This is a genomic window from Uliginosibacterium sp. 31-16, assembly GCF_030730865.1.
Lineage (GTDB): Bacteria > Pseudomonadota > Gammaproteobacteria > Burkholderiales > Rhodocyclaceae > Uliginosibacterium.
The window spans coordinates 61260-79418 of the sequence record NZ_JAVALZ010000003.1 but is presented as its reverse complement, the minus strand read 5'-3'; the positions used below and the strand labels follow the sequence as shown (position 1 = coordinate 79418).

Annotated in this window: 19 protein-coding genes; 8 read left to right on the top strand and 11 right to left on the bottom strand. The window is 58.3% G+C overall.

What is annotated here, in order from left to right:
- Positions 1-139 precede the first annotated feature (139 nt).
- From Q9Q94_RS12270 to Q9Q94_RS12260, 3 genes are read left to right on the top strand one after another with little or no spacing between them, the layout of a single operon-like run.
- Positions 140-715, top strand: coding sequence for a cysteine hydrolase family protein (locus tag Q9Q94_RS12270; RefSeq protein WP_305980370.1), 576 nt, complete (start codon positions 140-142; stop codon positions 713-715).
- The gene (locus Q9Q94_RS12265; protein WP_305980369.1) at positions 708-1673 is read left to right on the top strand and encodes a GlxA family transcriptional regulator; all 966 of its coding nucleotides are present in this window, start codon (positions 708-710) and stop codon (positions 1671-1673) included. The genes Q9Q94_RS12270 and Q9Q94_RS12265 overlap by 8 nt, the downstream gene beginning before the upstream one ends.
- Positions 1663-3030, top strand: coding sequence for an MATE family efflux transporter (locus Q9Q94_RS12260; protein ID WP_305980368.1), 1368 nt, complete (start codon positions 1663-1665; stop codon positions 3028-3030). Before Q9Q94_RS12265 ends, Q9Q94_RS12260 begins: the two co-directional genes overlap by 11 nt.
- Positions 3031-3042: 12 nt before the next feature.
- Here the strand turns inward: Q9Q94_RS12260 and Q9Q94_RS12255 are convergent, their stop codons facing one another.
- Entirely contained in the window at positions 3043-3342 is a 300-nt protein-coding gene (locus tag Q9Q94_RS12255) for a putative quinol monooxygenase (RefSeq protein ID WP_305980367.1), read from the bottom strand.
- A 24-nt stretch (positions 3343-3366) separates the two neighbouring features.
- A complete protein-coding gene (locus Q9Q94_RS12250; protein WP_305980366.1) occupies positions 3367-4206 on the bottom strand; it encodes a helix-turn-helix domain-containing protein in 840 nt (279 codons plus the stop codon).
- Between the two features lie 84 nt (positions 4207-4290).
- Between Q9Q94_RS12250 and glpK the strand changes: the two genes are divergently transcribed.
- The 5 genes from glpK (at position 4291) to Q9Q94_RS12225 (ending at position 9811) form a co-directional block, all read left to right on the top strand.
- Positions 4291-5781: a glycerol kinase GlpK gene (gene glpK / locus Q9Q94_RS12245; protein ID WP_305980365.1), complete on the top strand. Its 1491-nt coding sequence runs from the start codon at positions 4291-4293 to the stop codon at positions 5779-5781.
- 133 nt (positions 5782-5914) lie between these two features.
- Entirely contained in the window at positions 5915-6241 is a 327-nt protein-coding gene (gene trxA / locus Q9Q94_RS12240; RefSeq protein WP_305980364.1) for a thioredoxin TrxA, read from the top strand.
- 205 nt (positions 6242-6446) lie between these two features.
- The gene (rho, locus tag Q9Q94_RS12235) at positions 6447-7703 is read left to right on the top strand and encodes a transcription termination factor Rho (RefSeq protein WP_305980363.1); all 1257 of its coding nucleotides are present in this window, start codon (positions 6447-6449) and stop codon (positions 7701-7703) included.
- Positions 7704-7794: 91 nt separating this feature from the next.
- Positions 7795-8004: a 50S ribosomal protein L31 gene (gene rpmE / locus Q9Q94_RS12230; RefSeq protein ID WP_305980362.1), complete on the top strand. Its 210-nt coding sequence runs from the start codon at positions 7795-7797 to the stop codon at positions 8002-8004.
- A gap of 124 nt (positions 8005-8128) precedes the next feature.
- Positions 8129-9811, top strand: a complete 1683-nt coding sequence (locus tag Q9Q94_RS12225; RefSeq protein ID WP_305980361.1) for a glycosyltransferase family 39 protein — start codon at positions 8129-8131, stop codon at positions 9809-9811.
- Here the strand turns inward: Q9Q94_RS12225 and Q9Q94_RS12220 are convergent.
- The 9 genes from Q9Q94_RS12220 to Q9Q94_RS12180 all read right to left on the bottom strand — a co-directional run bounded on the left by Q9Q94_RS12220 (position 9778) and on the right by Q9Q94_RS12180 (position 18080).
- A complete protein-coding gene (locus tag Q9Q94_RS12220) occupies positions 9778-10509 on the bottom strand; it encodes a hypothetical protein (RefSeq protein ID WP_305980360.1) in 732 nt (243 codons plus the stop codon). The genes Q9Q94_RS12225 and Q9Q94_RS12220 overlap by 34 nt on opposite strands.
- Positions 10510-10520: 11 nt before the next feature.
- A complete protein-coding gene (gene cysM / locus Q9Q94_RS12215) occupies positions 10521-11429 on the bottom strand; it encodes a cysteine synthase CysM (RefSeq protein WP_371929855.1) in 909 nt (302 codons plus the stop codon).
- Between the two features lie 55 nt (positions 11430-11484).
- Positions 11485-11856, bottom strand: coding sequence for a DUF3135 domain-containing protein (locus tag Q9Q94_RS12210; protein WP_305980359.1), 372 nt, complete (start codon positions 11854-11856; stop codon positions 11485-11487).
- Between the two features lie 217 nt (positions 11857-12073).
- Entirely contained in the window at positions 12074-13987 is a 1914-nt protein-coding gene (locus tag Q9Q94_RS12205) for a chemotaxis protein CheA (RefSeq protein WP_305980914.1), read from the bottom strand.
- Between the two features lie 58 nt (positions 13988-14045).
- On the bottom strand, positions 14046-14939 hold the full coding sequence (gene cheZ / locus Q9Q94_RS12200; RefSeq protein WP_305980358.1) for a protein phosphatase CheZ: 894 nt from the start codon (positions 14937-14939) through the stop codon (positions 14046-14048).
- A gap of 82 nt (positions 14940-15021) precedes the next feature.
- The gene (cheY, locus tag Q9Q94_RS12195; RefSeq protein ID WP_305980357.1) at positions 15022-15414 is read right to left on the bottom strand and encodes a chemotaxis response regulator CheY; all 393 of its coding nucleotides are present in this window, start codon (positions 15412-15414) and stop codon (positions 15022-15024) included.
- Between the two features lie 17 nt (positions 15415-15431).
- A complete protein-coding gene (locus tag Q9Q94_RS12190) occupies positions 15432-16379 on the bottom strand; it encodes a chemotaxis protein (RefSeq protein ID WP_305980356.1) in 948 nt (315 codons plus the stop codon).
- Between the two features lie 21 nt (positions 16380-16400).
- Entirely contained in the window at positions 16401-17366 is a 966-nt protein-coding gene (locus Q9Q94_RS12185) for a chemotaxis protein (RefSeq protein ID WP_305980355.1), read from the bottom strand.
- 408 nt (positions 17367-17774) lie between these two features.
- A complete protein-coding gene (locus tag Q9Q94_RS12180; protein ID WP_305980354.1) occupies positions 17775-18080 on the bottom strand; it encodes an STAS domain-containing protein in 306 nt (101 codons plus the stop codon).
- Positions 18081-18159 lie beyond the last annotated feature (79 nt).

Below are 18159 nucleotides of genomic sequence, written 5' to 3'. Positions count from 1 at the left end.
CCATGCCAAGCGTAGCCCCATCACAGCGGCTGCGCCAGTTGCCTTAATGGCCGTTTTTGACCGGAAGCCGTCTTTTGAAGGATGGCGAGCGCGCCCCGCAAAAGCAAAAATGAACGCTCCCGTTACAGGAGACCCAGTCATGAAATCCGCACTCATATTCATCGACGTTCAGGAATCGTTCCGTCAGCGGCCTTTCTGGAGCGAGGCTGAGCTGCCCCGCTTCGTCGAGCGGGCTTCGGCCCTGCTCGACGGATGCGCAGCGCAGGGCATTCCGCTGGTACGGATTCTTCACGCACCGTTCGATGCTCCAGCCGACAGCCCGTTCTCGCCAACCTCGCCTCATGTGCGCTGCATGAAAGAGTTCGCCCAATGGTTACCGGCCATCGAATTGCACAAATCGCGCCACAGCTCGCTGGTGGGCACGAATCTTGTCTCCTGGCTGCACCAGCAGGAGATCAGCCGGCTTATGATTGCGGGCATCCGCACCGAGCAATGCTGCGAAACGACAGCGCGCCACGCCAGCGATGAAGGCTTCCGCGTGGACTTCATAACCGAAGCGACACTGACCTTCGCCATGCAGCATCCGCTCAGCAACGAAACGCTCAGCCCGGCCGATATCTACCGCCATACGGAAACAGTGCTGGCCGGGCGTTTTGCTACCATCACCACCGTGACACAAGCCTTGCAGCGCGCCCAGGAGAGCCTGTTTGCCTGAGACCATCCCGGTCTATTTCGTGATGATGCCGGACTGTCTGCTGCTCGATGTGGCAGGGCCGGCCGACGCCTTGCGCTTTGCCAATCAGGAGCTCATCAAGCGAGGCGAAACGGCGCGCTTCGATATGCATTTTGTCGCGCCACACGCCTGCGGAAAATCGTCGGTCGGTCTGCAGTTCGCCGGGCTGGAAGCGCTGCCCGGGGTGCTGCCAGACAACGCCTGGATCGTCTTGCCGGGAGGCTGGGCGAGAGATCTTGGCGTGGGTGCCGACAAAGAGAACAGGAGCATCGTCAGCTGGCTGCGCCAGGCCGTCAAACCGAATCTGCAACAGGTCATCACGATCTGCGCGGGCGCACTGTATGCAGCAGCGGCCGGCCTGCTCGACGGACGCCGCTGCACGACTCACCACGGGCAGATAGAGCGTCTGCGCGCGCTGGCTCCGCGCGCAGAAGTGCTCGAAAACCATGTTTTCGTGGAGGACGGCTGCGTTGCCAGCAGTGCCGGTGTGACAGCGGGCATCGACCTGGCCCTGCATCTGATAGCCCGGCACATCGACCCCGCCTGCGCCGCCAGAGTGGCGCAAAGCATGGTGGTTTACCTGCGGCGAGGACCGCTGGACCCGGAACTTTCTCCTTTTCTCGCCCACCGCAACCACCTGCATGCAGCAGTGCATCGTGTGCAGGATGCGATTTGTGCCGACCCGCAACAGCCGTGGAACATCACAACCATGGCCGCGGCCGGCTGCGTGTCGCCTCGCCATCTGACGCGAATCTTTTCGCAACATACCGGGGTCTCGCCACTCGATTACCTGCGCAATATCCGTCTGACCGTTGCCGAACGCGCCATCAAGCAGGGTGCAAGCCGGGTGCGGGCAGCCGAAATCGCAGGTTTTTCCTCCGACCAGCAACTGCGTCGCGCGCGCCATCGCCCTCCTTCTTTACTCACCCATGAAGCATAAAAACAAACTCGATCTGTTCGCCATCACCTGGCCAATGTTCATTGAACAATTGCTGATGATGGCCATTGGCACGCTGGGGCTATGGATGGCCGGCCACGTATCCACCCCGGCCGTGGCGGTGTATGGCCTGGCCAATCAGTTGCGCGGTATCTTCGACAGGCTGTTCCGCGTGGTCGGCATCGGTACCAGTGTGGTGGTGACCCAGCACAAGGGCGGCGGTGATGATGCTGGCGCGCGCGATGTAGCGCGCGCCGGACTGGCCGCTTCGGTGTGGACAGGCCTGATCGCGATGGCCCTGGTGGGTTTTGCGCCTGCGCAGGCACTCAAGGTGCTGCGCCTGCCACCGGAGCTGTTCGAGCTGGCCATTCCCTTCTTCGTCCTTATCGGAGCAGGGCTGGCGCTGGATTCCATTTTCATCACCATGGTCTCGGTGCTCCGCGCCTATACCTTCACCAAGGATTCGATGCGCCTGACGATGGCGATGAACGTCCTGCAGGTCACCATCAGCTTTCCGCTGGTCTTCGGTTTTGCCGGCATCCCGGCACAAGGGCTGATGGGGCTGGGCTGGGGGCAGGTGCTCTCGCGCGTGGTCGTGATCGCCCTGCTCGGCATGCTGTGGCTGCGGCGTCTGCATATCCGGCTGGCGCCTGTGGATCTGTTCCGGCTGGCACGCGGACCACTCTCCGGCATCCTGCATATCGGCCTGCCCAGTGCGGGAGAGAAGATAGCCTTCCGGGTCGCCTTCCTGATGACAGTGTCGATGGCGGCCGGTATGGGCACCAGTGCCCTGGCTTCGCACGCGTACGGCATGCAGGCGGCAAGCTGGGTAACGATGTACATGGTGTCGCTGGGTTTCGGCTCGGAAATCATCATTGGTCACCTGGTCGGCGCCGGCAAGCTCAAGGAGGCCAACGCCACGCTGTGGCGAACCCTGTGGATTGCGATGGGCATCACCGTCGCCGGTGCAATGGCCAGCTGCTTCATCACGCCGGCCGCCATCGGCTGGCTGGCGAACGACCCGCAGTTGGTGAGCCTGATCACCACCATCGTGATCCTCGAATTGCTGCTGGAGCCCGGGCGCTGCCTCAATGTGGTGCTGATGGGCGGATTGCGCGCGGCAGGCGACGTGCGCTTCCCGGTGAAGTTCAGCGTGGTCTCGAACTTCGTGTTCGGCGCCGGTCTGTCCTGGCTGCTGGGGGTGCATTTCGGCATGGGTCTGCCGGGTATCTGGATCGGCTACATCGCCGACGAATGGGCGCGCGGCATCATCATGACCTGGCGCTGGTACCAGCTTGGCTGGACCACCACCGCGCGCATGGCGCGGCGGCGCATCCTGAAAAAACTGGCCGCCGCCTGAGCGGCGCACGATTCAATCCTGAAGCGAAGCCAGGCGTTGATAAGCCGTGACCACAGGGGCACTGGCACAGAGCTCCGGCACGCGATCCAGCAGGGATTTCAGATAGGGCGCAGCCATGTGAAGGTCCAGCGCGGCCTGGTCCTGAAACTGTTCGTAGAAGAAGAACTTACCGGCATCGTCATGGGCTTGATGCACGGTATACACCAGTGTCCCGGCCTCCTTGCGGGCCTCGGGGATCATGGCGCACAGGGCTGCCTTCAAGTCCGATTCACGCCCAGGCTTTGCCTGGAATACAGCACTCAGCACAATCATTTCGACCTCTCTCAGTGACGCCTTTCAGCGCGGCAGAGGAACTGTATCGGGGGTAAAAAGCGGCGGATTGTAAAAATGCGCCACAGTGCTGGCGAACTTCAGGAACGCGACCGGCGAAGCCCCCACAAAAGCCTGAAAGTCGTGAATGAAATGAGCCTGGTCGTAGTAGCCGTGATCCAGCGCGGAAGCCAGATAATCGGCCGGTGTGCTCAGCAGCAGATCGCGTGTCGTCAGGTGAAAGCGCGCAGTACGCTGGAAGGCCTTCGGCGTCATGCCGATCTGCTCGCGAAAAACCCGCTCGAAATGGCGCCGGCTCATGCCCAGCTGGTCCGCCAGTGCCTCTACCCGCACGCTGCGATGCTGATAGTAGAGCTGTCGCAGAGCCGCCTCCATGGCCGGTTGCGCCTTGCCATGCTCGCGCAGGCAGGCCAGTAGCCAGTCTTCGAGGATGCTCACGCGAGATGCCCTGTCGGCGGCCTCTGCCACGCGACAGGCTACATCCAGCCCGGCGTGCCCCCAGAGCTCCCGGATCGGGACGGCCTCATCCTGCACCGCCTGCAGCGGAACAGGGCAGAAATGCCGCAGGGCGCCGGAACGAAAACGCACCGAAATGAAGCCCAACCCCGCTTGTGGCAGCAGTCTGTGTGGCGCCCGACGGGCACACAGCAGATGAGCCGGGCCGAGGTCCAGACACTCGGCTCCGGCGCTCTGCAGCGTAAACGGCGTGCCGTAGTGGAATAGCAACTCGGCGCCCGTACCTGGCAGCATTGGCGGCAATTGCAGCTGCGCCTCACTTTCCCAGCCCCACAGACGATCAACATAGGGCTGCAGTTCGGCGCGCGGAATGATGAAGTAACGGTTCACGCGCGGGCTCTTTCAGAGCCGGGTATTCTACTCCGCGCCCTGACGGCATAATCCGGCATCCCGCCACGCAGAAAGAATGTACGGATGAGCTACCTCCTCGCACTTGACCAGGGCACCACCAGTTCCCGCGCAGTGATTTTCGATGCCCGTGGCAATCTGGTTGGCATGGCCCAACAGGAGTTTCCGCAGCTCTATCCGCAACCGGGGTGGGTGGAACACGACCCGGAAACTCTGTGGAACAGCCAGCTTGAAACAGCTCGTCTGGCCCTGAGCAAGACCGGATTGAAGGCACGCGAGATGGTTTCAATCGGCATCACCAATCAGCGCGAAACCACGCTGGTGTGGGAACGCTCCAGCGGTCGGCCAATCCATAACGCTATCGTATGGCAAGACCGCCGCACGGCCGACGTCTGCGCACGACTCAAGGCAGAGGGGCACGAGGCGCTGGTCCGCAAGCGCACCGGCCTGCTGCTGGACCCCTATTTCTCGGGTACCAAACTCGCCTGGATTCTTGATCACGTACCGGGGGCCCGCAAACGGGCCGAACGCGGAGAACTGGCCTTTGGCACCGTTGACAGCTGGCTGGTCTGGCGCCTGACTCACGGCCGCGTGCACGCCACGGATCCGAGCAACGCCGCCCGCACCCTGCTCTTCGACATTTACCGCAACACATGGGACGACGAATTGCTGGATCTGTTGCGCGTACCGCGTGCCGTGCTGCCACAGGTGCAGCCTTCGGCCAGCGATTTCGGCCAGACCGACACGGAGTGGCTGGGCGCATCCATCCGCATCGGTGGCGTTGCCGGCGACCAGCAAGCGGCCCTGTTTGGCCAGGCATGTCACAAACCCGGCATGGTCAAGAACACCTACGGCACCGGCTGTTTCATGCTGATGCACACAGGAAGTACCCTGAAAACATCATCACACGGGCTGCTCGGCACGGCGGCAGCGCAAACCAGCGGCACACCGGCCTTCGCACTGGAGGGCAGCGTATTCATCGCTGGCGCGCTTGTGCAATGGCTGCGCGATGGCCTGGGGATGATCCGCAGCGCCGCCGAGATCGAGCCGCTGGCGCGCAGCGTGCCAAACAGCGACGGCGTGGTCATCGTACCTGCCTTCGTCGGTCTGGGCTCGCCACACTGGGACCCGCAGGCTCGCGGCGCCCTGTTCGGCCTCACCCGTGGCAGCACTCGTGCTCACGTAGCCCGTGCAGCACTGGATGCCATCGCCTTCCAGTCGGCTGAACTGATCGAAGCCATGCAGGCCGATGCAGGTCAGAGCGTCGAGGCCCTGCGGGTGGATGGTGGCGCCATCAGCAACGATTTGCTGCTGCAGATCCAGGCCGACCTGCTCGGCGTGCCGGTAATCCGGCCACGCGTGGCTGAGACCACCGCACTGGGCGCCGCATATCTGGCTGGCATCACGTCCGGCATCTGGGCCAGCGAAAGTGAAGTAGCCGGGCAATGGCAGGCAGAACGGGTGTTTGGCCCAGCCATCTCGCGCGACGAAGCAGCCAGCCGGATACAGCTGTGGCACAAAGCCGTGACCCGCAGCCGTGGCTGGGCAGAGTCCTGATCTATCAGCCCGATAGGCCGTTCAAGCTTCCATCAGGGGGGCAATTTGGATAGGATTGAACCTCATCGGCCAAACCTTGACGCAATTCCCCAACCCCGCGTCCCCCATGGCCAGACATTCATTGCGAGGAATCATGAGCGAGCAAATCAAATACGTCTCCGACAGCAGCTTCGAAGCCGACGTGCTGCAATCCCAGCTGCCCGTGCTGGTCGATTACTGGGCCGAATGGTGCGGCCCCTGCAAGATGATCGCTCCACTGCTCGACGACATTGCCAAGGAATACGCTGGCAAACTGGTGGTCGCCAAGGTCAATGTGGATGAAAATCAGGCTGTGCCAGCACAATTTGGCATCCGCGGCATTCCGACCCTGATGATTTTCAAAGGCGGCAATGTGGAAGCCACCAAAGTCGGCGCTTTGTCAAAGTCGCAACTGACGGCTTTCATCGACGCAAATCTCTGACATTAACGTTTGACAGGCCGGAACTGAATCGCTACAGTTCCGGCCAATTAAAGCCGTAACGCGCCGTTTCACTCAGGGTTTCTCCCTCTGCGCGTAAATCACGGCTCTCGACTCCGAGAAATTACCCTCCCCCTCCGTTCCGGTATTCAGGCTGTCCTGATCGACGCCACCATTTCACCCGCACATCTCTTTTCAGGGTTTGTCCATGCATCTGTCAGAGCTCAAGGCTCTCCACGTCAGCCAGCTTCTCGAAATGGCGCAAGCCAACGACATCGAGGGCGCCAACCGCCTGCGCAAACAGGAACTCGTTTTTGCACTGCTGCGCAATCGCGCCAAAAAAGGTGAGCCGATTTTCGGCGACGGGGCTCTGGAAATCCTGCCGGACGGCTTCGGCTTCTTGCGTTCGCCCGACATTTCCTACCTGGCCGGCACGGATGACATCTATGTGTCGCCCTCGCAAATTCGCCGTTTCAATCTGCATACCGGCGACACCATTGAAGGCGAGATCCGCACGCCGAAAGACGGTGAGCGCTATTTCGCACTGGTGAAACTGGACAAGATCAACGGCGAGCTGCCCGAAGCGTCCAAGCACAAGATCCTGTTTGAGAACCTGACCCCGCTGCATCCGAACCAGCCATTGAAACTGGAACGCGAGATGCGCGGTGAAGAGAACATCACCAGCCGCGTGATCGACATGATCGCGCCGATTGGCAAGGGCCAGCGCGGTCTGATCGTATCTCCCCCAAAGTCCGGCAAGACCGTGATGCTGCAGCACATTGCGCATGCCATCACCGCCAATCACCCGGAAGCCGTGTTGATTGTCATGCTGATCGACGAGCGCCCGGAAGAAGTGACCGAAATGCAGCGTTCGGTGAAGGGCGAAGTTGTCGCGTCAACCTTCGATGAACCTGCCACGCGCCACGTGCAGGTGGCCGAAATGGTCATCGAGAAGGCCAAGCGCCTGGTCGAACACAAAAAGGATGTGATCATCCTGCTCGACTCGCTGACCCGTCTGGCTCGCGCCTACAACACCGTGGTGCCAGCCTCAGGCAAGGTTCTGACGGGTGGCGTGGATGCCAACGCCCTGCAGAAGCCCAAGCGCTTCTTCGGCGCCGCCCGCAATATCGAAGAAGGCGGCTCGCTGACCATCATCGCCACTGCGCTGATCGACACGGGCAGCCGCATGGACGAAGTGATCTACGAAGAGTTCAAGGGCACGGGCAACATGGAAATCCATCTGGATCGCCGCATGTCCGAGAAACGCATCTACCCGTCAATCAACGTCAATCGCTCCGGTACCCGGCGCGAAGAAATGCTGATTGAGCCCGCCAACCTGCAGAAGATCTGGGTGTTGCGCAAATTGCTCTATGGCATGGATGACCTTGATGCAATGGACTTCCTGCTCGACAAGATGCGCCAGACAAAGAACAACGGCGAGTTCTTCGACGCCATGCGCCGCTGATCAGCTTGCAGTCACAGGCTTTTCCTGCGACAATCGCCGTCTTATTTTTCAAGGGTGGTCACATCCGCCATCCGCGCAACAAGGAATCGACATGAAAACAGAAGGCCACCCGAATTACGCTGACGTGAAGGTTACCTGCTCCTGCGGCAATTCCTTCACCACCCGCTCCACCCTTGGCAAACCCGCTTACCACGTTGAAGTGTGTTCCGAGTGCCACCCGTTCTGGACTGGCAAGCAAAAGGTCATGGACACGGCAGGCCGCATCGAGCGCTTCAAGCAGAAATACGGCAAGCGTGCCTGATCCGGCGCACTTTGCAGAAAAGGGCAGCCCTGTGGCTGCCTTTTTTTTCAGGCCTTCTCAGCCAACCTGAGACCCGCCGAAGCCGTACAATCCCGTCCAAATACTCTCGTCACCGTCCGGACCCATGCGAGCGACGCCATTTACCGAGTTCCCAAGCAGCAAACCCGCGATCCATGTCCCCAACTGGGCCTTGATCCTGCTGTTCATCGCCTATGCGCTGCCCGGCAATCTCGGCCATGCACCATGGCGAGGTGATGACGCACTGCATATAGGCGTCGCCTATAGCATGCTGCGCGAAGGCAACTGGCTCATTCCGCAGATCGCCGGTGTGCCTTACTTCGACTGGCCACCACTGCTGCATTGGCTGGGAGCTCTCAGCGGCAGCCTGCTCGGCTGGCTACTTCCTCTGCATGACGCAATCCGTCTGGGGGGAGTGATCGCGCTCACCTTGCTGCTTGTATTCCTGCGCTTTGCCGCTCGCGAACTCTATGGTCGCGAAGCCGCCTCAGCAGCAGCCATGCTGGCATTAGGCTCACTCGGACTGCTGATTCATGCCCATGAAATGCAGCCACAGGTTCTGGTGGCGGCCAGCCTGGCGGCCACCATTTACGGTCTGGCGCATATGCGCACGGCGCCGTTTCGAGGGGCTCTGATCGCAGGCACGGCAAGCGGGGCAGCCTTCCTCGCCGGAGGACTGCCAGGGCTGGCACTATGCTTGCCGCTTTGGGCCATACTCCCCGCGACTGAAGCAGAATGTCGCTCGCGCGCTTTTCTGTTTGCCTATCGGCACGCAATATGGCCGCTCGCCCTGCTGCTGCTGCTATGGCCACTGGCCTTGTCAGTCTGGCAAGCCGATTATCTTGCCATATGGTGGGGACGGGAACTGGCAGCCATCAGTCCGCATGCGGGTCATCTGCAGCGGGCTGGTGCAGTGTCCAATCTGATCGGCTGGTTCACTTGGCCACTATGGCCGGTGGTGCTGTGGTCTCTCTGGCATCGCCGTGGCCGCATTCTGGCCTTCGGTCATGCCTTGCCACTCACGGCGGCACTTCTGGCGCTGACCCTGGTTGTAACAACCGGCGCAATGCGCCCGGCCAACGTAGTTCCTCTATTGCCAGCCCTTATCCTGATGGCAGCAGGTGAGCTGTGCCGTCTTCGTCGTGGCGCCGCCAATGCTTTCGACTGGTTCGGTCTGATCACATTCTCGCTATTGGGCATTGCCTTGTGGCTGAGTTGGAGTGCCCTGAATTTCGGCTGGCCGGTACCACTCTCACGCAACGTACTACGCTTGCTACCAGGCTTTCAGCCCAGTTGGCACTGGCATGAACTGCTGTTGGCAGCACTTTTGTCCGTGGGTTGGATCGTTGCGATTTTGCGCATCCCGTTTTTTCAGTTACGCGGAGCAGTTCACTGGGCACTGGGGGTAACTCTAAGTTGGGGTCTGGCTACCACGCTGTGGCTGAACTGGTTTGATTACGACAAAAATTATCGGCCGATCGCCAATGAGATCTCCCGTCAGATCCGACACTACGGAAATGGTTGTGTTGCTAGCCTGGATGCCGGTGACGCCCAGCGAGCTGCTCTCTACTATTTCACCGACATCAAACTGGAAACAGGCTCGGCGGCACGCTCACGCTGCTCTTTGCTGCTAGCCTACTCCACCGGCAAACGCTCGCTTCCGGAAGCGGGGCCTGCATGGGAGAACGTCTGGCAGACCCAGCGAGGACGAGGACGTCTTCTTGAGCGCTTCGGGTTGTATCGGAAACAGCTGCCTCAGTCGGCACAGGCAGACCAGGCTGCCAGATAAGCATGCAGATGCGGGGCTGCACAGTCTCGCAAAGTCTGGCGAAGCAAAGCCAGTTCCTGCAAGCTGGCCGCTGCATCCAGTTCGCCACACATGCATCTGTAACGCAACCAGAGTTGATAGACCGTGAGAGCCCGGATTTCATTGGACACCTCAACGCCCTCCACCCCTTCGCTGAGGAAAGCCTGCCAGACATCCTCTTGGCTCTTTTCCTTGGGAAATGGCAGCTGAGACAGCGTCGCCATCTCGTACAGTGGCAATGTTTCAGGCGACAGCGGACTGGCCAGCAACGCAGCCAGATCAATAACTGGAACTCCTCCTGGAATGGCTGGAAGATGCCGCTGCATGGCCCGGCAACGCAGAATGGTCGCCGCCGGCAACGCCTCCTGTCCTGTTACGCCAGACCACTCCAGAATTTGCCCGACATTACTCGCCAGGTCGTAAAAAGACTGCAGAATGTTTGATTCTTCTCCTGAGAGGCTGATCAGGCGCAAGAGACCACCTTCCCGCAGGATCATGGAAATATGCACTATTCGCTGCTGGTGTGGCGGCAAACAGTCTCCGACGTCAGCGGCACGACGACGCTGATACGCGAACTCGGCAACTTCATGAGCAGACAGCTCGGCAGGCAAAGAGTGCAGACGTCGTAATCCGTCAACATCAGGCACCGCCGTCAAAGAAAAAATCAGGGCAGGCTTCACGATCAGAAGGCTCAGGCAGGAAACACGCCGGTCGACAGGTAGCGATCGCCCCGGTCACACACAATGCTCACAATCACGGCATCGCGCTCTTCCTGGGCAATGCGCACAGCCACACTCATGGCACCTCCGGAGGAAATTCCGGCAAAAATACCTTCCTCACTGGCCAGCCGGCGGGTCATCTCCTCAGCAGCGGACTGGGCTACCGATTCGATACGGTCAACGCGCTGTCCATCATAAATTTTGGGCAGATAGGCGTCTGCCCACTTGCGGATACCGGGAATCTGAGCACCCTCCTCCGGTTGGCAACCGACGATCTGGATCGCAGGATTTTTCTCCTTGAGAAATCTTGAGACGCCCATGATGGTGCCAGTAGTTCCCATGCTGCTGACGAAGTGGGTCACCTTGCCCCCCGTCTGCTCCCAGATCTCCGGACCGGTTCCTTCATAATGAGCCAGCGGATTATCAGAATTGGCAAACTGGTCAAGCACCGTGCCACGTCCTTCATCACGCATCCGGTTAGCCATGTCTCTGGCCAGCTCCATGCCTCCCGCGCGCGGAGTTAACACCAACTCCGCACCAAAAGCACGCATACTCTGCCGGCGCTCCACACTCTGATTCTCAGGCATAACCAGAATCATGCGATACCCGCGCATTGCCGCAACCATTGCCAGCGCAATGCCCGTGTTGCCACTCGTCGCCTCAATCAGGGTATCGCCAGGTTTGATGTCACCACGGCGTTCGGCATGCATGATCATCGACAGCGCGGGTCGGTCTTTCACCGATCCGGCAGGATTATTGCCCTCAAGCTTGGCCAGAATCACATTGTTTTTCTGAACGGCCAGCTCCCCCGGCAGGCGCTTGAGACGCACCAGCGGAGTATGGCCCACATAATCATCAAGACTGGGAAATAGCATCGGAATGGCAGGCTGTTGGTTTGCCACCAATGATACCGGAGCGACCCCGGCCGTGTCCTCGCTACTCGCCCACGACAGGTGGCAATCTGGCGGTCAGGATCGTCGACTGTCGATGCAACTGGGTCATGTGGCCTGACAAGGCCGCCAAGTGTTCCGCCATCATGCCCAAAAGCAGGCGGGATGAATTAACAGGTGATCCTGCTTCGGCACGCGAATGATCAATCAGCGCCTGCAATGCGTGCAGTTCGCCACTCAAACGCTTTGGCGCGGCAGCCATGAAACGCGCCAGGACCTCTTCACGGGCAGCAAAAAAAGCGCGAGGATCCGCTTCGGCCAAGCCCCGCCAGTGCTCAAAATCAAAGTCAAATTCAAACGGTGCCACAGCCAGCCTCGTATAACTAAAGTACAAGCGTTCTGTTTCGATCCTATGCAAGAAACAGGCCGCTAGCAAGACAACGACAGCACGCTAGGCAGGCAAAACAGGCTCAATGAATCAAACTGATACAAACCAGAAGGTCCTTGAAGACCCGCTCTGGGCGCGGCCTCCCGGCACACATGCTTGCACAGGCTTGCTGCATGCGGCTCCCGGAGGATGAGAAAAGCAAAAAGGCGGGATCGCTCCCGCCTTTTCCGCATGTAGCGCAACCCCGTCAGGCCGCGGCGGCGATCTGCCCTTCCAGCAAGAGTTGGGCGCGGGTAGCCACGCGTTGCTCGCCCATGCTGCCTAGCAACTCCTTCATGTCGAGAATCAGAACGATCTGACCATTGGACAGTGTGGTAACGCCCGCAACGCCTTTGGGGCGGAAGTCGTAGAGTGATTTAATCACGGCATCCTCGCGGCCGGCGAAGGAGTCAATAGCCAGCACGAAGCTTTGCTCAGCCGATTGCATCAACACGCCATACTCTGGCACCCGCTGTTGCGGCCAGCCCAACAAAGCAGCCAAAGTAACTATCGGCAAAACCTCGCCACGCACCACCATGGTGGCGCGTCCGCCAAGCTCCTGCACCTCCTTGGGATCGATAGGCAGAATTTCGCGCACCATCGACAGCGGCACAGCAAAAGGCTGATCCTCCAGACACACCAGCAGCACCGGCAAAATTGCCAGAGTCAGCGGCAACGATATGATGAACTCGGTCCCCTTGCCCTGCACAGAGCGGATATCGATCGAACCATTGAGCTTCTGGATATTGGTCCGCACCACATCCATGCCCACACCACGACCGGATACGTCTGACACGACATTGGCCGTCGAGAAGCCGGGCAGGAAGACGAGGTTGAAGCTCTGGCGCTCGTCCATCGTATTGGCCTCTTCATCAGAGATGAGGCCCTTTTCCAATGCCTTGGCGCGCAAGCGCTCAGGATTCATGCCACGCCCATCGTCCGCCACTACGATCACGATGTGATCGCCCTCCTGGCGTGCCTCAAGCTTGACAAAGGATTTCTCGCCCTTGCCCATGGTCATGCGCTCACCCGGCAATTCGATCCCGTGATCAACTGCATTACGGATCAGATGGATGATTGGATCGGACAGATCCTCGATCATGGTCTTGTCGATTTCGGTCTCTTCACCTTCGAGTACCATTTCGACATCTTTACCCAACGAGCGTGCAAGATCACGCGCGATCCGGGGATACTTCTGGAAGAGACGGCCAATCGGCTGCATCCGCGTTTTCATGACCGCGTTCTGCAAATCGGACACCAGCAAATCGAGCTGGCTCACCGCCAAATCGAGTGCGTGCAGCGTATCCGTATCATTCTTGCCGTTAAGGATGTCGCTACGCAGAGCAGTCAGGCGATTTTTGGTCAGACCGATTTCACCCGACAGATTCAGAACCTGATCCAGACGCGAGGTATCCACGCGGATCGAGTTATCACGCTGACGCTCACCCTCACGACGTCCGCCGGCAGGGCCTTGGTAACCCGGCTTGTCTGTAGTCCGGCGCCCGACTGCCGCCTGAATGATTTGCTCTGCAACCGTTTCATTCAGATGCGGCTCATCGGATTCTGCCGTTGTATCCACAACAGGCAGATTGCCAGTGACAGGCTCTACTCCTGTCACAGCCTGGTAATACGCATTCCAGTCCGGCTCTGTCTCACCGCCTGCAACAGCAGGCACCGACACCGCAGCCTGCGCAGCGGTCTGTTTGGGAGCAGCCGAATTCCCTTTAAGCTGCCCTGCCAAAGCCTGCTTCAACTGCTCAATCAGCTGCGGAGTCGCAGGCCCGGGCTGCAAGGATCGCTCCAAATCGCCAAACATGCTCCGTACCGTTGCCGTCGCACCAAGGATGACATCCAGCATGTCTGGCGTCACCTGCATTTCATTGGTACGCAACTTGTCGAACAGGTTTTCCGTGAGATGACACAAAGTCACCAGTTCACTGGCATTCAAGAATCCAGCGCCACCCTTGATGGTGTGAAATCCCCGGAATATTTCGTTCAGCAGCGCCAGATCATGGGGATTGCGCTCCAGGTCGACCAGCTTGTTATCCACACCAGACAGCAGGTCTCCCGCTTCAACAAGGAAATCCTGAAGCAGGTCTTCCATTCCCGCGAAATCGCTCATAGCAGACTCCGGTACCGTAGTTACTTCACTGCGCCACTCCGGGTAACCCCGGCCCCATTCAGAACCCCAGACTATCGAGCAGATCGTCAACCTGCTCCTGACTGGTCACCACATCATCACGTCCTTCCGAACTGACTACAGGTCCATTGAGCAATCCGTCCTCAGCGGCAACGCGCTTGCTCTCCGGCATGATGTCAATAAGAACCTTGAGCAATCCGTCCTCCATCTTGGAGGCCATATCCACGATCTTCTTGATGACTTGTCCGGTCAAATCCTGGAAGTCCTGCGCCATCATGATCTCGAGCAACTGCTCGTTAACCATCTTGCTGTCCTTGGCAGACTGTCCGAGAAAAGCTCGCGTTTCGCCGGCCAGTTCCTTGAACTCAAGCACCGACAGCTTCCGGTCATACAATTTATCCCAGCGCGTAGCCAGTTCAGTCGCTCGTTCCTCTATCCGGTCCTGAATCGGCTTGGCTATATCCGTCGCATTAAGAACGCGGCTCGCTGCCTGTTCAGTCATCTGCGATATATAAGACAGGCGCTGGCGCGCATCCGGCAACTTCTCTGCCGTCTCCTCCAGCATGCGGTCATAGCCCAGCTGACGGATCGTGTCATGCAGAAGACGAGTCAGCTGACCGATCTGCAGGAAGGCCTGCTGATGACGCTCCTCTGCCGACATGTGAGATGAAGCAACAACGGCTTCCTTGATATTGACGCCTTGCTCATTCACTGCCGGAGCCTCAGCTTCCACAGGCTTGCCACCGACAACACTGTCGAATAACGCCTGCAACTCATCAGAGTCTCCTGCCTCTTGCACCACGGCTGCAACCGCGTTTACCACCACCGGGCTTGCCACCGGTGCTGGAGTATTTGCAGTTTCTGCAATGGAATCAAACAGCGCCTGCAAATCATCATTGTCGCCAGATTCGTCCGCTTTCAGGCGTTTGGCCATGGTATCGGCTCCTAAGTCTTGTAAATGCCTTTGCTTCAATGGGCTATCGCCCGCGCAATCTCATTCTTGCAATTCGCGCAGATCAACCCTTGCCCATTTTTTCAAAAATCTTGGCCATTTTTTCTGCCAGCGTTGCTGCCGTGAAAGGCTTGACGATATAGCCACTAGCCCCGGCCTGGGCGGCTTCGATGATGTTCTCCTTCTTGGCCTCAGCCGTAATCATCAGCACGGGCAGATGAGCGATCTGCGCATTGGCCCGAATTGCACGCAACAGTTCGATTCCCGTCATGTTTGGCATATTCCAGTCCGTGACGACAAAATCAATGCCTCCGGCAGAAAGCTTCTGCATGGCAACGACTCCGTCCTCCGCCTCATCCACGTTGGTATATCCCAACTCTTTGAGGAGGTTCCGGACGATGCGACGCATCGTCGAGAAATCGTCCACCACCAGGAATTTCATTTTTGGATCCGACATGATTTGTATTCTCCGGATTAATCCTTGTGGGCCTTCAAAAGATACGGGCGCAAGGTCTCGGCCAGTATTTCCGCATCAAACTTTGCCACATAGGCATCAACACCAACTGCTTTCCCCATGGATCTATTGGCCTCGGAAGATAATGATGAATGCATTACCACAGGAATTCCGTCAAAGCGTGGATCGCTCTTGATGTTGCGCGTCAGGACATACCCGTCCATCTCCGGCATCTCTGCATCCACCAGGATCATGTTTATCTCATCTGACAGTTTGCGCTTCTGCTGCTGTGCATGTGCTGCCATTCCATCCAGTCGCGTCCATGCCTCCAGACCATTGAGTGCATGCTTATGACGTACGCCAAGCTTGTCTAGCACTTCAGCGATTTTCTTACGCGCAATAGCAGAGTCATCCACAAAGAAAAGATTCGCTTCGACATCTCTTTCCAGCGCAGCTATCTGCCCCACCGGCGCCTCACCAAAAGTTTGCGACAGGATGGTCTCAACATCCAGGATGGATACAAGCTTTCCATCTGACAATTCGGTTATCGCCGTAATGTAATTCTGGGTTGAGCCTGCCATGTTTTCCGGCTGACGTACCTTGTCCCACTCGACACGGATGATCCGGTCGACGTCATGCACCAGAAACCCCAATGTCCGCTTGCTGTACTCAGTAACCATCATCGAATTGCCCAGCCCTTGACCGGGCTTGGCTATGCCGATTATCTTGGCCAGCGACAAAACCGGAATCACATTGCCGCGCAAGGAAATCAAGCCTTCGACCCCGCTTGGCATATTCGGAGCTTTGGTGATGAAAGGAGTCTTTGACACCTCACGCACCTTGAAAACATTGATGCCGAATGTTTCGCTGGTCCCCAGCGAAAACAGCAGAATCTCCATGCGGTTCGATCCGGCGAGCTTGGTCCGCGCGTCGACCGACTCCAGCAGATTTGTGTTTGCATGTTCCATGTTTACCCCTTGTTCGCTGCTTCAGGAGATGGTTTCAATAACCTGATCCGGTGCCAGCATCCTGCGTATGGCATCAGCCAGCCGATGCGGTTCGAATTTCGGCACATAGCCATCCACTCCGACCGATTTGCCCAAAGTCTGATTGGACATGCTGGACAAGGAAGAGTGCATCAGCACCGGCACTCCATCAAAACGGGGATCACTCTTGATTTTCTTGGTCAGGATGTAGCCATCCATTTCTGGCATCTCGACATCCGTCAGCACCAGATGCAAAACTTCCCATACCTTGCGACCCGTCGCTTCGGCGTGCCTGGCAATTCGCTCCAGTTCATCCCATGCAGCACGACCATTGACTGTTGAAACATAGCGCACACCCAGAACATTAAGAGTCTTTTCGATCTGTTTTCGCGCTACCGATGAGTCATCGGCAAACAGCACGGAAAAATCGCGCCCGATGGGTGGAATGTCCTTGAACAAATAATCATCGTCATAGCGCGATGTCTCGGCCAACACACGTTCAACATCCAGCATCATGATCAGGCGGCCATCATCCAGTTCGGTCACCGCAGTCACCAATCCGCCAAGCTTGGTTGTCATCATTTCCGGCGGCACTCGCATCTGAGACCAATCCAGGCGCAGGATGGTATCCACCCCTTCAACAAGAAATCCCTGTGTGTGTCCGTTGTATTCGGTCACGATCATGATTTCGCGCTTACCCTCGGGGTCTATGTCACTGTATTTGGCCAGATCCACGATCGGCACCAACTGACCACGCAATGACACCATGCCTTCCACACCGGGCTGCATGTCTGGCGCAGCCGTAATCGGAGGCGTCCGCATCACCTCGCGGACCTTGAATACATTGATTCCGAAACTTTCCTTGCGCCCGGTACGCACGTCTGTTCCCAGAGAGAACAGCAGGATCTCAAGCTTGTTGGTCCCGGCCAGGCGGGTTCTCGCATCAATGTTTTTCAGCAATTCCGACATGGTGTTCTCCGCTATTTGATTCTTCCCAGTCAGGTGCTGACCCGCAGAGCGCAGCCCCTGATGATTTTACGGCTCCTGTTTTGCAAACTTGAGGCCTCGCCAGCACCCATCACGCTTTGCTTGCAGAAGGATTACCGCCTTGCAGGCAAGCTCAGGAAACCATGTGTACAACACCGACACCCCGAACGGATAACGGTAAGTAACGGCTGCAACTTGAGGGCAGAGGCCAACACCAATCAACAAAACTTATTGGGCCGGATCGAACGAATGGAGCGCAGAGGAAGTCAGCCCGTCCGGGCAAACTCATATGGCCGAAGAATTCCGGCCGGAGACGATGCATGCAATCAAGGATCGCATGCCCCGACCTCCCCTGTGTACAGCACAAGGGAGGACGCATGGGAACAAGAATCAGCTGATTGCAAACAATTTGGAGAAATTGGCAATATCCAGTACCTGTCGCACACTGCCTTTTACTCCGATCAGCGCAACATCCTTGTTGGCAGCCTTTGCCTTGTCACGCAGCATCAGCAGCATGCCCAATGCCGAGCTGTCGAGATAGGAAACTTCGCTCAGATCCACCTGTAGCGGCCGGGTTCCCGCCTGCCCAAGCAGTGAATCGACAGCATCGCGAAACTCGCGGTGCGCCTTGAAATCGAAGCGACCAGCCAGACGCAGCACAGCGTGTGCGTCATTCATCGTGACTTGAGCATCCATCGAAAACCTCCAGTTGCAAAACGTATTCGGACAGTGATGCCGGCGTTCGCAAGCGCTTCCACGCTTCCATACGAATTAC

Excerpts from the sequence above, each read along its gene's own strand:
- glpK (WP_305980365.1), top strand. The coding sequence starts at position 4,291 with ATGAGCTACCTCCTCGCACTTGACCAGGGCACCACCAGTTCCCGCGCA.
- trxA (WP_305980364.1), top strand. The coding sequence starts at position 5,915 with ATGAGCGAGCAAATCAAATACGTCTCCGACAGCAGCTTCGAAGCCGAC.
- Q9Q94_RS12190 (WP_305980356.1), bottom strand. The coding sequence starts at position 16,379 with ATGGAACATGCAAACACAAATCTGCTGGAGTCGGTCGACGCGCGGACC.
- Q9Q94_RS12260 (WP_305980368.1), top strand. The coding sequence starts at position 1,663 with ATGAAGCATAAAAACAAACTCGATCTGTTCGCCATCACCTGGCCAATG.
- Q9Q94_RS12180 (WP_305980354.1), bottom strand. The coding sequence starts at position 18,080 with ATGGATGCTCAAGTCACGATGAATGACGCACACGCTGTGCTGCGTCTG.
- rpmE (WP_305980362.1), top strand. The coding sequence starts at position 7,795 with ATGAAAACAGAAGGCCACCCGAATTACGCTGACGTGAAGGTTACCTGC.
- Q9Q94_RS12255 (WP_305980367.1), bottom strand. The coding sequence starts at position 3,342 with ATGATTGTGCTGAGTGCTGTATTCCAGGCAAAGCCTGGGCGTGAATCG.
- Q9Q94_RS12185 (WP_305980355.1), bottom strand. The coding sequence starts at position 17,366 with ATGTCGGAATTGCTGAAAAACATTGATGCGAGAACCCGCCTGGCCGGG.
- cheY (WP_305980357.1), bottom strand. The coding sequence starts at position 15,414 with ATGTCGGATCCAAAAATGAAATTCCTGGTGGTGGACGATTTCTCGACG.
- Q9Q94_RS12270 (WP_305980370.1), top strand. The coding sequence starts at position 140 with ATGAAATCCGCACTCATATTCATCGACGTTCAGGAATCGTTCCGTCAG.
- cheZ (WP_305980358.1), bottom strand. The coding sequence starts at position 14,939 with ATGGCCAAACGCCTGAAAGCGGACGAATCTGGCGACAATGATGATTTG.
- Q9Q94_RS12225 (WP_305980361.1), top strand. The coding sequence starts at position 8,129 with ATGCGAGCGACGCCATTTACCGAGTTCCCAAGCAGCAAACCCGCGATC.
- Q9Q94_RS12205 (WP_305980914.1), bottom strand. The coding sequence starts at position 13,987 with ATGAGCGATTTCGCGGGAATGGAAGACCTGCTTCAGGATTTCCTTGTT.
- rho (WP_305980363.1), top strand. The coding sequence starts at position 6,447 with ATGCATCTGTCAGAGCTCAAGGCTCTCCACGTCAGCCAGCTTCTCGAA.